General features: G+C 50.5%; 10 protein-coding genes and 8 tRNA genes. 1 reads left to right on the top strand and 17 read right to left on the bottom strand.

Features of this window, described 5'->3' with window-relative positions; genetic code table 11:
- The first annotated feature begins 28 nt into the window (after positions 1-28).
- Positions 29-1306, top strand: a complete 1278-nt coding sequence (locus tag EDI28_RS24445; RefSeq protein ID WP_128786478.1) for an HlyC/CorC family transporter — start codon at positions 29-31, stop codon at positions 1304-1306.
- 86 nt (positions 1307-1392) lie between these two features.
- On the opposite strand, the gene luxS is transcribed toward EDI28_RS24445, so the two are convergent.
- From luxS to EDI28_RS24360, 17 genes are all read right to left on the bottom strand, one after another.
- Positions 1393-1911, bottom strand: coding sequence for an S-ribosylhomocysteine lyase (luxS, locus tag EDI28_RS24440; RefSeq protein WP_128786477.1), 519 nt, complete (start codon positions 1909-1911; stop codon positions 1393-1395).
- 74 nt (positions 1912-1985) lie between these two features.
- Positions 1986-2597, bottom strand: coding sequence for a transglycosylase SLT domain-containing protein (locus EDI28_RS24435; RefSeq protein ID WP_128786476.1), 612 nt, complete (start codon positions 2595-2597; stop codon positions 1986-1988).
- 142 nt (positions 2598-2739) lie between these two features.
- Positions 2740-4305: a glutamate--cysteine ligase gene (gshA, locus tag EDI28_RS24430; protein WP_128786475.1), complete on the bottom strand. Its 1566-nt coding sequence runs from the start codon at positions 4303-4305 to the stop codon at positions 2740-2742.
- Positions 4306-4472: 167 nt separating this feature from the next.
- Positions 4473-7325, bottom strand: a complete 2853-nt coding sequence (locus EDI28_RS24425; RefSeq protein ID WP_128786474.1) for a M16 family metallopeptidase — start codon at positions 7323-7325, stop codon at positions 4473-4475.
- Positions 7326-7336: 11 nt separating this feature from the next.
- Entirely contained in the window at positions 7337-7768 is a 432-nt protein-coding gene (locus EDI28_RS24420) for a YqaA family protein (RefSeq protein ID WP_128786473.1), read from the bottom strand.
- A gap of 65 nt (positions 7769-7833) precedes the next feature.
- Positions 7834-8793 (bottom strand): NADP-dependent oxidoreductase, encoded by a 960-nt coding sequence (locus tag EDI28_RS24415; RefSeq protein WP_128786472.1) that lies wholly within the window; start codon positions 8791-8793, stop codon positions 7834-7836.
- 241 nt (positions 8794-9034) lie between these two features.
- Positions 9035-10165 (bottom strand): sodium ion-translocating decarboxylase subunit beta, encoded by a 1131-nt coding sequence (locus EDI28_RS24410; protein WP_128786471.1) that lies wholly within the window; start codon positions 10163-10165, stop codon positions 9035-9037.
- 9 nt (positions 10166-10174) lie between these two features.
- Entirely contained in the window at positions 10175-11956 is a 1782-nt protein-coding gene (gene oadA, locus EDI28_RS24405) for a sodium-extruding oxaloacetate decarboxylase subunit alpha (protein ID WP_128786470.1), read from the bottom strand.
- 44 nt (positions 11957-12000) lie between these two features.
- Complete coding sequence (locus EDI28_RS24400; RefSeq protein ID WP_128786469.1) at positions 12001-12252, bottom strand: oxaloacetate decarboxylase subunit gamma; 252 nt, start codon at positions 12250-12252, stop codon at positions 12001-12003.
- Positions 12253-12798: 546 nt separating this feature from the next.
- A tRNA-Arg gene (locus tag EDI28_RS24395) sits at positions 12799-12875 on the bottom strand.
- A 69-nt stretch (positions 12876-12944) separates the two neighbouring features.
- Positions 12945-13021: transfer RNA gene (locus EDI28_RS24390), tRNA-Arg, on the bottom strand.
- Positions 13022-13095: 74 nt separating this feature from the next.
- Positions 13096-13172, bottom strand: a tRNA-Arg gene (locus EDI28_RS24385).
- 72 nt (positions 13173-13244) lie between these two features.
- Positions 13245-13321 (bottom strand) — tRNA-Arg (locus EDI28_RS24380).
- Positions 13322-13393: 72 nt separating this feature from the next.
- Positions 13394-13470, bottom strand: a tRNA-Arg gene (locus tag EDI28_RS24375).
- Between the two features lie 84 nt (positions 13471-13554).
- Positions 13555-13631: transfer RNA gene (locus tag EDI28_RS24370), tRNA-Arg, on the bottom strand.
- A gap of 69 nt (positions 13632-13700) precedes the next feature.
- Positions 13701-13777 (bottom strand) — tRNA-Arg (locus tag EDI28_RS24365).
- A gap of 45 nt (positions 13778-13822) precedes the next feature.
- Positions 13823-13899 (bottom strand) — tRNA-Arg (locus tag EDI28_RS24360).
- Positions 13900-13969: the final 70 nt, after the last annotated feature.

Here is a 13969-nt window from a genome sequence, read left to right as displayed (position 1 = left end):
GTAACAGAAACGTTAAGGAAATAGTTTTTTGGACGACATATCCACGGGAGTCTTATTCTCCCTCCTGATATTACTACTCGTCATTTCCGGATACTTCTCCGGTTCTGAAACTGGCATGATGTCACTCAACCGCTACAAGCTGAGACACCTTGCCAATCAAGGACATCGCGGGGCCAAGCGAGTTGAGAAAATGCTTTCTCGTCCCGACCGTCTGATCGGTCTGATCCTAATTGGTAACAACCTCGTCAATATTCTCGCTTCGGCTATTGCGACTATTCTCGGTATGCGCCTATATGGTGATATGGGTGTCGCCATTGCCACCGGTGCCCTGACCCTGGTGGTGCTGGTCTTTGCCGAAGTGACGCCAAAAACGCTTGCCGCCCTCTACCCTGAACGCGTCTCCTTCACCAGCAGTATCGTTCTCAACATTTTAATGAAGTTGCTGTATCCGCTGGTCTGGTTCGTCAACGGTATTACCAATAGCTTCCTGAGGCTGCTCGGGCTGAAAGTCGATAATATGAACGACTCCAAGCTCAATTCAGATGAATTACGAACTGTGGTGAACGAGGCCGGGGGGCTGATCCCGCGCCGCCACCAGGACATGCTGTTGTCTATCCTGGATTTGGAAAACGTCACGGTCGAAGATCTGATGGTACCGCGCAGCGATATCGCCGCCATTAACGTCAACGATGACTGGAAATCGATTGTTCGCCAGCTGAGTCATTCTGCCCACGGTCGAATTGTCCTGTATCGCGACACTATAGACGAAGTTGTTGGCATGCTGCGGGTACGCGAAGCATACCGCCTGATGATGGACAAAAATGACTTCAGCAAGGCGAATCTACTCCGTGCCGCCGATGAGGTGTACTTTATTCCGGAAGGGACACCGCTTAATATCCAGCTGCTAAAATTTCAGCGCAACAAGGAACGTATCGGCCTGATCGTTGATGAGTACGGTGATATTCAAGGGCTGATCACTCTGGAAGATATCCTGGAAGAAATTGTCGGTGAGTTTACGACATCTATCACCCCGACCCTGGCAGAAGAAATAACCCCCCAGGCCGATGGTAGCCTGATGATTGAAGGTAGCGCCAATATTCGCGATCTGAACAAGAGCCTAAACTGGAGCTTGCCGACTGATGGCCCACGCACGCTAAACGGCCTGATCCTTGAACACCTGGAAGATATTCCGGACAGCCAGCTCAGCGTTGAAGTCAGCGGTCACCAAATGGAGATCATCGAAGTATCCGAGAACATGATCAAGCTGGTCAAAGTCTTGCCGACCCAGTTGCAGAAAACCGGTTAACCCCCAATTAGCTTGTCGCTCAGATACAACAAAGCCGGCACTCGCCGCCGGCTTTTTCATTCTGTTATCCCGCTATGGGCGAAGTGCTATTTTACACTTAGCTCCTGCAGCATGGTATCTGGCAGTGCCAAATCGTCATTTTTATTGACATCAATACCTTGCTCAAGGATTGTTCGGGCAATCTGCTTGGCTTCATCCAATGAATGCATGCTGAAAGTACCGCACTGGTATTCATTAAGCTCGGGGATCTTGTCTTGAGATTCGACCGTCAGGACATCCTCCATCGCCGCAGTCCAACTTGCTGCCACTTCCTGTTCACTCGGCGTACCAATCAGGCTCATATAAAAGCCGGTACGGCACCCCATAGGTGAGATATCAATAATTTCGATACTCTCGGAGTTAAGGTGGTTACGCATGAAGCCCGCGTAAAGGTGTTCGAGGGTATGGATACCGCGCTCGCTCAGAATATCCACATTAGGACGGCAGAAACGCAAGTCGAATACAGTAATGGTATCCCCTTTAGGGGTCTGCATTGTTTTCGCCACACGGACTGCTGGTGCATGCATTCGGGTGTGATCAACGGTAAAACTATCTAATAATGGCATTACATCCTTCTCCTTTGCCAAAGTCCTTTCACTAAGATTAATCATAGCTTAGCAGCTCATACTATCAGCTATCGCTAAAACGGCCACCAGCTACGGTTATCTTCCAACTCCTGTCGGCACTGCTTCAATTGCCAACCATAATCCTTCGCCTGCTGTTCAACCTTGCGTGAGATCTTCATCAAGGTTGGCTTGGAGCGATAACTGCCACGTTTGTAGCCACCACGCCCTTCATGATAAGCCAAATACTGGTTGTATGCGTCCCACTTGGAGATCCCCAGCTGTCGCTGGGTCTCACTGGTATACCAGCCAACGAACATCATAGAATCAGCAAAGTCAGTACGCGAGCCGCCATTTCCCGTCGCCTTCTGGTAGTCCTCCCAGGCAGGATCCTGGGCCTGGGCATAACCATAGGCACTGCTCACCCTACCCCACGGAATAAATCCCAAAATATAATCTTTCGGCGGGCGGGCATCATGACGGAAACTACTTTCCTGCTTGATAAAAGCCATTGCAACATGCAGCGGTGTTCCCCACTCTTCCTGCATCTCTATTCCATCGTCATACCAGTCTGGCTTCTCACGAAAAATATTGCACACGTTGGACTGATCTTTGGGAGGAGGTGTCGCACAAGCAGCCAGCATCGTAGCCAGAGCTGAGCACAGTATCAAACGGGTAGCAAAGCGCATTTTTTCATCCAACTTGGAACCAAACGGGGGATTAATGGTCAGAATCTATGACTGGCAGCCGTGCTGTCGTCATCCCTGCGAAACTATTTTACCGGGCAGCAAGGTCGCTGCCCATTTTTTTATCTGAAATTTAGACAGATACCTATTTCAGATCAGCAAAATACTCATCCAGGAACTCATCAAAAGACTGGCTGTCACTTTGTTCAATCTGCTGTTGCCTGCTGTTCGACGCTTCCACTTCCTGCTCAAAATCTTGCTGAGAGTAAAAAGTAAAATCACGCTCTTGTATCGCACTAGCATGAGCGCCGGCCAAATCGATGCCCACTCGGCCAATACCTTCATGTTGCTTGATCTGACTAAGCAGCTGGGCAGAAAGCGTCAGCTCCGGGTCTTCAACCCAGGTTTTCAGGCGCTTGACGGTCTGCTGGTAGCTATCATTCCCCGCAGCTGCGTCCATCGCCAGGGCAACCTGTTCTAACTCGGCAAAAACACGCAGGCCCCACTCCTGTACTGACAGGCGCTCACCGTTACAGCCAATTTTCAATAGCAGTTCTGGGTTGCGGCCGTCAAGAACAACACGGTTCCAGTTATCGCGCCAGCACTCCAGCTCGGCATCGTCCATCTGGTCCGATGGTGACAACACCGCCCAGGTAAGGAACAAATCAAGGAAACGCACCTGATCTTCGGTGATACCAATAGGGCTAAACGGGTTCACATCCAGTGAACGCACCTCGATGTACTCGACACCGGCACGATCCAGCGCCTCAGAGGGTTTCTCCCCATCAGCAGCAACACGCTTAGGGCGAATAGGCGCATACAGCTCATTTTCTATCTGCAGCACATTGGTATTAAGTTGGCGGTACTCGCCATCAACCTTCACTCCGATACTGGCAAATTCATCTGAAGGAGTACGGATTGCTTTCTGCAATCCATCCAAATACTGCCCTAGATTGTTGAAGCCAATCTTCAATGAGCTTTGTTCATGGTTGGTATACCCAAGATCACTGAGTCGCAGTGCCGTAGCATTAGGAAGATAATAGGTTCCGCTACCAACCTGCTCAAAATTGAGCTTAGATGCGCTCTTGTTAAGGAACGAGCCACATAATGCCGGAGAAGCACCAAATAGATACGGGATCAACCAGCCAAAGCGGTAATAGTTACGAATCAGGCCAAAATACGCATCCGACACTGAATCCTGACGTTCCTGCTCAGCCTGATCGCCAAACAGTTGCTGCCAGAAAGCGTCCGGAAACGAGAAGTTGAAATGAACACCGGAAATAACCTGCATCACGCTGCCGTAACGGTGCTTCAGCCCTTCGCGGTAAAGCGTCTTCATACGACCGTTATTCGATGAACCATATTGCGCGAGGGTAATATCGTCCTCACTGCCGACAAAGCACGGCATCGACATCGGCCAGAGATTTTCCTGGCCCAATTTACTGTAAGTAAATTGATGAATATCACTTAGTTGCGTCAACAAATTATCAACATCATGCGACACCGGCGTAATAAACTCCAACAGCGACTCGGCGAAGTCTGTTGTCACCCATTTGTTGGTTAATGCCGAACCCAGTCCGGCAGGGTGCGGCTGTGCCGACAAGCCCCCTTGCGGGGTAATACGCAGCGCTTCTCGTTCCAGGCCACGCCCTATCTGAGTCAGTGCATCAGGATTAGCTGAAATCTGCTGCAACCTTTGTGAAAAATCCATCAAGGCCATTCTCAATCATTAACTTAATAAGTGAGCTAGAGTAATCATTATTTTTTCTGATTACCACGATTTTTACTGCGAAACAGTTTTACAGACCAGAAACAATCATGCAGAAAAAAGCCAGCATATACCATGCTGGCTTTTTCAGGCTAAAACCGATGTAACCGCTACATTTTCGGCACCAAGGTTTTGATCGGGATCCCCAAGCTTTCAAATTGCGACGTCAGTGATTTCGCATCACCGACTACGATAATTTGATAGTCTTTTGGATTGAACCAGGTCGAAGCCAGCTGATTCAGCCTTGTCTTGGTGATCGTGGCAACAATATCATTGCGCGTCTCAACAAAGTTTTCCGGTAATGAATAAGTCAGAATCTGCCCCAGCAGTTGCGCTTTTTTGCCCGGAGTCTCATAGTTCAGAGCATCTTTCTGCCCCACCGCCAAGCGCATAAAGGCAACTTCTTCATCCGTCACACCTTCTGAGCTCATTTTCTCCAGCTCCGCAAGAAACTCTTTCAACGAAGCCAGACTGGCATCAGCACGAACCTGGGCATAGTAGACAGAGAGCCCCACTTCTTTGCCACCACTCTGATAGCCGCCGGCACCATAAGTGTAGCCTTTGTCTTCTCGTAAATTGAGGTTAAGGCGGCTGTTGAAATTACCGGCAAGGTTGAAGTTCGCCAACTGAGTTTCAAATAACTCCCCGGTGGCATCAAACGGCAGCCCTTGACGTACCAGGCGGATCATCGTCTGAGGAGCCCCCGGCTTATCGACCATCCACAGAGTCTGCTGGGATAAGTTAGGTAGGACTTGCGGCGTGTATGTCGGCTCAGGTTGCCCCTGCCATTTGGCCAGGAAGTCCAACTGCGGTGTTAGCTGCGCAGAGGTAACATCGCCAACCACGACAATATCGGCCCCGTTCGGGGTGTAATAGCGTCGGTAGAAGGCTTTGACATCATCTAGCGAAATGGCTTCCAGCGACGCTTTCGTTCCCTCTGGCGGCAAGCTAAAGCTTGTACCACGGAACAAGACCTCTCGGGTTGCCTGCCCTGCCAGCCATGACGGACGCTGGTGCTCATAGATCACACCTTCTAGCGCCTGCTGTTTAACACGCTCAAAATCGACCGGATCAAACGCCGGGGTGAACAGGCGTTCTTCCATAATGGCCAGGGTCTGGGGAAGATTCTTTTCCAGCGAGGTGGCGGACACCACTGTACCGTACAACCCGGCACTAAAACTCACGGTACTGCCCAGCATATCAAGCCGTGATGATAACTCCTCGGCGCTGGATTTTTCGCTGGCCTCTGCCATCATAGCAGCCGTCAGTTGCGCCAAACCTGTTTTCCCTGCAGGCTCGAAACGTCGCCCTGCCGGGATCACCATTTGCAGCTCAACTGTCGGGGTTTCTCTGTACTTGGTACCCAATACCTTAATACCGTTTGCCAGCTCAAACTGATACAACTCAGGCATTACAGACTCAACAGGCGAAGACGGCTGCGGCATTACCGAACGATCAAAATCATCAGCACCTTCTCTTAGCAGCAGCTCATTGTCAGCAACTTTCTGGTGATCGGCAATAATCCGTGGCGGCGGCGTAAAGTTGGGCTTCGCAGCCTGAATGGCCGTATTGCCCTTGGGAACAACGCTCAAGGTAACGCTTGGATTACCATTGATATAGCGCATATACGCCTGCTCCATACTGGTGGTAGTCACCGCCCGTAGGTTACCCAGCTCAATCCCAAGATAGCTTGGATTATCAAAGAAGGTCTGGTATGCCGCCAACTGAGAAACCTTGCCACGGACACTCTGCAGGCCAAAAATCGCATTCGCTTCAACCATGCCTTTCAGCTCATTGAGCTCTTTGGTATTGACGCCGCGCTGCTCCAGCCCAGCCAGTACCGTCGTGACTTTTTGGCGTAGCTCTTTGAGGTTGCCTTTGTCACCACTCTGGCCCATCGCATAGACATACATGGTACAGGAAAGCTCGGCACAGTCATGGAAGGCGCCGGCATCAATCACTTCCCCGGTTTTGACCAGGTTCTGATACATCAGGCTGTTTGTTCCACCGCCGATAACTCGCGCTAACATATCGAGCGAGGCTTCATCATCTGCACCATTGTATGACGTCGGCCATGCCATCAGCAGCATAGGTTGCTGAATGTTATCTTCGAGGGTCAAAAATCGGTCGGCATCGATAGTCACCGGCTTTTTCGCCGACTTTTCCACTTCAGGGCCACGCGGGATAGAGCCGAAATACTTGCTTATCCAGCTTAGCGTCTGCTCGACGTCAATATCGCCGCCAATGGTCAGCGTGGCATTGTTCGGCCCATACCAGCGAAGGAAGAACGCCTTGAGATCGTTAACATCAACCCGATCCAGATCCTCGATATAGCCGATTGTCTGCCACGAATAAGGGTGAGTTCGGGGGTAAAGCGCCTCTCCCATCCGCTCATAGACCAAGCCATAAGGGCGGTTTTCATAGCGCTGGGCGCGCTCGTTTTTTACCGTCGAGCGCTGAATTTCAAACTTGCGCTGCGAGACAGCACCTAGCAAGAAGCCCATCCGGTCCGACTCCAGCCACAGCATTTTTTCCAGCTGGTTGGAGGGCACCGTTTCAAAATAATTGGTTCGGTCACGGTTGGTCGTCCCGTTGAGGGTGCCGCCCGCTTCGGTGATCAGACGGAAATGCTCCTGATCGCCGACATTTTCAGATCCCTGGAACATCATATGCTCAAAGAAATGCGCAAAACCCGACTTGCCCAGCTCTTCACGCGCCGAGCCCACATGGTAGGTCATATCAACATGAACCAACGGATCGGATTTGTCTTCGTGCAACAGCACAGTCAAACCATTTTCGAGGGTATATTTGGTATACGGAATAACAGGTTCGTCTTGCCCGCCTGTCACCTGTTCAATAAACGTTACCCCTTCAGGCAACTCGGGAGCCGCGTCTTTCTGCGCCAGCTGGGTTCCACACCCAGCGAGAGAAAACAGCGCAACGCCTAGAATCCACTTTTGCACGTAAGCATTCCTTATAATAAACCTTGTACGATCAAAGCCAGTACAGCGTATCTTGCGGCTTTGCCGATCATAATGATCAGCAAACTCAGCCAATGATGCATACGCAGCCAGCCAGCCGCCAAACACAAAGGATCCCCGATAACGGGTAACCAGCTGAAAAACAGCGACCAGTAGCCGTATTTTTTCAGCCATTGCAGAGCTTTATGACCATGTTTTTCATCAGAAGTTTTATCTGGCAGCAATCTTCCCAGCCAGTAATTGGTCATCCCGCCGAGGGTATTACCCAATGTCGCCACAAACACGACCAGCCATGCGGCATTATCTCCCAGCTTGAGGCTCGCGATGAGATTCGCCTCCGAGCCTCCGGGCAGTAACGTGGCACTCAAAAAACCAGTGGTGAACAGCACCCAAAGTGCCGACTCGCCATTCAATAACTCTAGCATTGAAACAACTTATTGATAATCAGGCAGATTACATTCTGCCTTTTGAGAAAGCGCCAGTCACAGCTTTATATGTCACCATCAACGACCAAAACGACCTTGCCCCGGGTATGCCCCGTTTCAATATCCTGATGCGCAGATGCTCCTTCAGACAGCGGATATTGCGCGGCGATAGACAACTGAAGATCCCCGCTTTCCAGCATACCCATCATGGCATTGTTCTGCTCGACAGACGGTGATACCAACATGCCGTCAGCGAGCAAGCCTCGCTGCCGGGCCTGCTCGCACACCGCATCAGCCGTAATGGTCGGAATAGTAACTACGCGGCCGCCGGTTTTCACACAGTCTAAAGCCGCGATCCCCGTATCCCCACCCATTAAGTCAATCAGCACATCAACAGGCTTGATCTGCTTGAACAAAGGGGCCTGGTGATAGTCCACCGCCGTAGCCCCCAGGCTGCTGACAAACGTCATATTGGCAGCCGAACAACTGGCTGTCACCTTGGCACCCCGGGCTACCGCCAGCTGGATCGCAATATGGCCGACACCCCCAGCCCCCGCCAGGATCAATACCTCTTCGTCCGCGGATACCAGGCCCTTGTCCAATGCCTGCCAGGCCGTCTGACCAGCCAAGGGCAACGCTGCGGCTTCAACCAACGACACCGCTTTACTGACACGACTCAGCACATCAGCCTCCACAGCCACATATTCGCTATAGCCGCCGCCCAGGAGCGGAAAACCGACAAAGCCCGAAACAGCATCTCCGACTTTCAACGCCTTTACCCCGACACCAACTTCCACGACTTCACCGGCAATGTCGTAGCCTGGTACCCAGGGCAAATTATCTTGGTTTTGCTGTGCCGCCCATCCCAGACCCGCGCGAGTTTTAGCATCAATCGGGTTGACTCCGGCATAGGCAACTTTAACCAATACCTGGCTGTCCGATGCGACTGGCACATCCGAGCTTTGTATCGCCAATACCGATGGCTGACCAAACTGGGTTATTGCGAGTTGCTGACAAGCTTTCATTCCCTTTTCCTTTTCTATCGGGTTTATTCCAATGAGAATAAGTATTTGACCATTCTTACTGGTTAAAATTCGAACACTCACTTGTTCCGAATGATATCAGTCTGATATTGAGGACCATATTACCTGACTGCAACCATAAAAAAACGGGTAGCACATTGCTACCCGTTTCAATTTGTTTCAACCTGATAAGGTTAGCTTGGTATTTTACTCATACCAATCAGGGATATTGCAAACAAAAGGCTTAACCGACCAAGGCCAGTAGGATACCCGCAGCAACCGCCGAACCAAGTACCCCTGCCACATTAGGTCCCATGGCGTGCATCAACAGGAAGTTATGCGGATTAGCTTCGAGGCCAACCTTGTTGACAACCCGTGCAGCCATCGGTACGGCAGATACGCCCGCGGCACCAATCAATGGATTAATATCTTCTTTGCTGTAACGGTTAAGTAATTTCGCCATCAGAACGCCACCGCCGGTGCCGACACTGAATGCCACGGCACCCAGCACGAGGATCCCCAAGGTTTCAAACTGCAGGAATTTATCCGCCTCCAGCTTCGAACCCACCCCGAGGCCAAGCATAATAGTGACAATATTGATCAGCTCGTTCTGTACCGTATTGGACAAACGATCAACAACCCCGGATTCACGCATCAGGTTACCGAGACAGAACATTCCGACCAACGGCGTTGCCGACGGCAAGAACAAGATTGTCATCACCAGTACTGCAAGCGGAAATAGAACCTTCTCGGCCTTGCTCACATGGCGAAGCTGCTCCATCTGAATAACGCGCTCTTCCGGTGTCGTCAGAGCCTTCATGATCGGCGGCTGGATAATAGGAACCAAAGCCATATAGCTGTAGGCTGCAACTGCGATAGCACCCAACAGATCCGGCGACAAGCGACTTGCGAGGAAGATAGCTGTCGGTCCATCAGCACCACCGATGATAGCGATGGATGATGCATCCGCCATGGTAAATTCCATGCCCGGTACCAGATTAAGCAGTATCGCCCCAAACAAAGTAAAGAAGATACCAAACTGGGCAGCAGCCCCGAGCAACAGCGTTTTCGGATTGGCAATCAGTGCACCGAAATCCGTCATCGCCCCGACGCCCATGAATATCAACAGTGGGAATACCCCTGTTTCAATTCCGACATAATAGATGTAGTAGAGCAAACCACCCGGCTCTGTAAAGCCGGCATTAGGTATGTTCGCCAGAATAGCGCCAAACCCCATCGGCAAGAGCAGCAGGGGCTCGAAGCCCTTGCGGATCGCCAGGAAAAGAAGGCCGGTACCGACCAAGATCATAACTAGTTGGCCGAACTCGAAGTTCGCTATTCCGGTCTCAGACCAGAGTTTTAATAAACCGTCCATGGTACCCTCTTACGCCAAACTCAGGATCGGCGATCCTACCGTGACTGAGTCGCCTTCCTTGACGTGCAGATCTTGCACCACGCCACTACGAGCTGCCCGAATTTCGGTTTCCATCTTCATCGCTTCAAGCACAACAAGCACGTCACCTTCTGCGACAGTACTACCAAGCTGTACATTGATTTTGAAAATGTTACCCGCCAATGGTGCCGGTACTGCTTCCGCGTTGCTTGCAGCAGCAACAGGTGCCACTGAAGGGACAGCCGCAGGTGCGATCGATGAAACTTCACCAGCCGGGCCAACCTCTACATCGTAAACCTGGCCGTTCACTTTCACGCTATAGGATTCAATGCCACCTGCAGACACAACCGGTGCCGTGTTTTCAGCTGGAGCCGGTGCCTCTTCAGTACCCGGGACGGGTTCAAAGGCATCAGGGTTATTTCTGTTCTTCAGGAAATTGAGACCAACCTGAGGGAACAGGGCATACGTCAATACATCATCAACTTGCTCGGTCGCCAGCGCAATACCGTCAGATTCTGCCTTTGCCAGCAAATCTTTCGTCAAAACGGCCAGTTCATCCTCAAGCAAATCAGCAGGGCGGCATGTTACCGGCTCAGCGCCGTCAAGTACCCGAGCCTGCAACTCAGCATCCACCGGAGCAGGGGCTGCACCATACTCGCCCTTTAGCACTCCCGCAGTTTCTTTGCTGATGCTCTTGTAACGCTCTCCCGTCAGTATATTCAATACCGCCTGGGTACCGACAATCTGAGAAGTCGGCGTAACCAGCGGAATAAAGCCCAAATCTTTGCGCACGCGAGGGATCTCTTCCAACACTTCGTCAAAACGATCCGCCGCGCCCTGTTCTTTCAGCTGGCTTTCCATATTGGTCAGCATACCGCCCGGTACCTGAGCCAGCAGGATGCGGGCATCGACACCTTTCAGGCTGCCTTCGAACTTGGCGTATTTTTTGCGAACATTTCTGAAGTAGCCAGCAATTGGCTCTAGTTGCTGCAGATCCAGGTTCGTATCTCGCTCTGTCCCTTCCAGCATGGCGATAACAGTTTCAGTTGGGGTATGGCCATACGTCTGGCTCATTGAGGAGATTGCTGTATCGAGGATATCCAAACCGGCTTCGACCGCCTTCACCGCGGTGGCCGTAGACAGGCCGGTCGTCGCATGACAATGCAATGCCAATGGCACGTCACAGGATGCTTTAATTCGTTTGACCAGCTCTTCGGCCTCATAAGGCTTAAGCAAACCAGACATATCTTTGATACAGATAGAATGGCAACCCAGATCTTCTAGGCGCTTGGCTAGATCCGTCCAGGTATCTAAATTATGTACCGGACTGGTGGTGTAAGAAATGGTTCCCTGCGCATGGGCACCGACATCAACCGTTGCTTTTACCGCTTTTTCAAAATTGCGGACATCGTTCATCGCATCAAAAATACGGAAAACATCCATCCCGTTGGCATGGGCACGCTCGACAAACTTCTCTACCACGTCATCCGCATAATGACGGTAACCCAATAGGTTCTGGCCCCGAAGCAGCATCTGCATCGGTGTTTTTGGCATCGCCTGCTTCAGTGCACGCAGACGCTCCCATGGGTCTTCACCCAAATAACGGATGCACGAATCAAATGTAGCGCCACCCCATGTTTCAAGAGACCAGTAGCCGACATTATCCAACTGCTCGGCAATTGGCAGCATATCTTCAATACGCAGGCGGGTAGCAAAAAGAGACTGATGGGCATCACGTAACACAACGTCAGTGATCGCTAAAGACTTGGACATGCTCACAAACTCCTTGTAAAAAAAATCGTCTCGAAAACCACAACTTAAGCATTACGTTGACGGTATTGATGTACCGCGGCAGTAATAGCAGCCACGACATCGGACTGGACACCATTGTGATTTGAAGCAACTGTTGATGCAGGCTGCGGCTTGAGCGCGGGTATCTCATCCTTTGGCGCCACTCTTGCCAACAGTTGGACTAAATAGATCAGGGTGCTGAGAAAGACAAAAACCACAACCATCCCAGTGGCCATGATTGTTGCGGCTTCCCACAGCAAGCTTCCTAAATCTGCCATTATTGCTTCCTTTCATATTGTGATTGGCAGGTTAAGAATTATCATGACCAGCCAAAATATGTCAAATTGATTAACAACCGAGACCAAAAAAGAGGGATTTTGTTTTTTATTTCTCCAATCTAACGCAAAAATGTTAATTAACGCCGTAATTTAATACAACTGACTGAAATGTAACCCGCTAAAAACACTGCCTGGCTCTCAGCAAAACCCCGTAAGCACTGACTTATCAAGTCTTACCACCACAACAGTTACGCTTACGTTAACGTAAGCCAGCAAAGGCATTCTCATTACTTTACAATTAAATTACTGACATATCAGTTAGTTAAATATAAGTATGACTTATTCACAGCTAATACGGTAAATTTATGGTTATTTCTTATAAATAGACACAGTTGACAATAACAATCACCGCAACGAATGAAGAAACAGATTTTTTATACCGGCCAAGATAGCAGGTATAACGCAGGCAGTTTGAAGAAAGGTAAATAAAGGCGATATAGAAAGCTAGAAACAAAAAAAGCCCAGCCGAAGCTGAGCTTTAGAAAATGGCGCGTCCGGGAGGATTCGAACCTCCGACCGCCTGGTTCGTAGCCAGGTACTCTATCCAGCTGAGCTACGGACGCGCAGGCTTCTTTCCGAGGAAAGAATTATACCGATTCAAACAACATTGTTCGAACAGATATTTAGAAGAATGGCGCGCTCGGGAGGATTCGAACCTCCGACCGCCTGGTTCGTAGCCAGGTACTCTATCCAGCTGAGCTACGAGCGCGCAGAAATCTTGTTGTTCAAGCAACACATCAGTATTGCCTAGAGCTATTACTTAAAGCGATAACTCGGAAAATATGGCGCGCTCGGGAGGATTCGAACCTCCGACCGCCTGGTTCGTAGCCAGGTACTCTATCCAGCTGAGCTACGAGCGCGCAGAATCTTATTGTTCAAGCAACACATCGGTATTGCTTGGAGCTACGATTTAAAGCGATAGCTCTGAAAAATGGCGCGTCCGGGAGGATTCGAACCTCCGACCGCCTGGTTCGTAGCCAGGTACTCTATCCAGCTGAGCTACGGACGCGCAGGCTTCTTTCCGAAAAAAGAATGATACCAGATCCAACAAAATAGCTGTTCGATCAGATATTTATAATAATGGCGCGCTCGGGAGGATTCGAACCTCCGACCGCCTGGTTCGTAGCCAGGTACTCTATCCAGCTGAGCTACGAGCGCGCAGAAAACACTGTAAACCGAATCATGACTGATTCAGCTATCATAAGTAACATTCCGATACTTAGAAGATATCTAAAAAAGATATGGCGCGTCCGGGAGGATTCGAACCTCCGACCGCCTGGTTCGTAGCCAGGTACTCTATCCAGCTGAGCTACGGACGCGCAGGCTTCTTTCCGAAGAAAGAATTATACCGGATCAAACAACATTGTTCGAACAGGTATTTAGAAGAATGGCGCGCTCGGGAGGATTCGAACCTCCGACCGCCTGGTTCGTAGCCAGGTACTCTATCCAGCTGAGCTACGAGCGCGCAGAATCTTGTTGTAAAGTAAAGCCGAGGCATTACTTGGAATGATGGCGCGTCCGGGAGGATTCGAACCTCCGACCGCCTGGTTCGTAGCCAGGTACTCTATCCAGCTGAGCTACGGACGCGCAGGCTTCTTTCCGAAGAAAGAAATTTTGTCTGGATCTGAAATTGTAGCTGGAAGGCATATTTCAGAAA

The sequence above is a fragment of the Photobacterium chitinilyticum genome (assembly GCF_004104355.1).
Classification (GTDB): Bacteria; Pseudomonadota; Gammaproteobacteria; order Enterobacterales; family Vibrionaceae; genus Photobacterium; species Photobacterium chitinilyticum.
Note: the sequence above shows the minus strand (reverse complement) of the source record. Positions and strands in the feature narration are given on the sequence as shown.

Excerpts from the sequence above, each read along its gene's own strand:
- gshA (WP_128786475.1), bottom strand. The coding sequence starts at position 4,305 with ATGGATTTTTCACAAAGGTTGCAGCAGATTTCAGCTAATCCTGATGCA.
- EDI28_RS24410 (WP_128786471.1), bottom strand. The coding sequence starts at position 10,165 with ATGGACGGTTTATTAAAACTCTGGTCTGAGACCGGAATAGCGAACTTC.
- oadA (WP_128786470.1), bottom strand. The coding sequence starts at position 11,956 with ATGTCCAAGTCTTTAGCGATCACTGACGTTGTGTTACGTGATGCCCAT.
- EDI28_RS24420 (WP_128786473.1), bottom strand. The coding sequence starts at position 7,768 with ATGCTAGAGTTATTGAATGGCGAGTCGGCACTTTGGGTGCTGTTCACC.
- luxS (WP_128786477.1), bottom strand. The coding sequence starts at position 1,911 with ATGCCATTATTAGATAGTTTTACCGTTGATCACACCCGAATGCATGCA.
- EDI28_RS24400 (WP_128786469.1), bottom strand. The coding sequence starts at position 12,252 with ATGGCAGATTTAGGAAGCTTGCTGTGGGAAGCCGCAACAATCATGGCC.
- EDI28_RS24435 (WP_128786476.1), bottom strand. The coding sequence starts at position 2,597 with ATGCGCTTTGCTACCCGTTTGATACTGTGCTCAGCTCTGGCTACGATG.
- EDI28_RS24415 (WP_128786472.1), bottom strand. The coding sequence starts at position 8,793 with ATGAAAGCTTGTCAGCAACTCGCAATAACCCAGTTTGGTCAGCCATCG.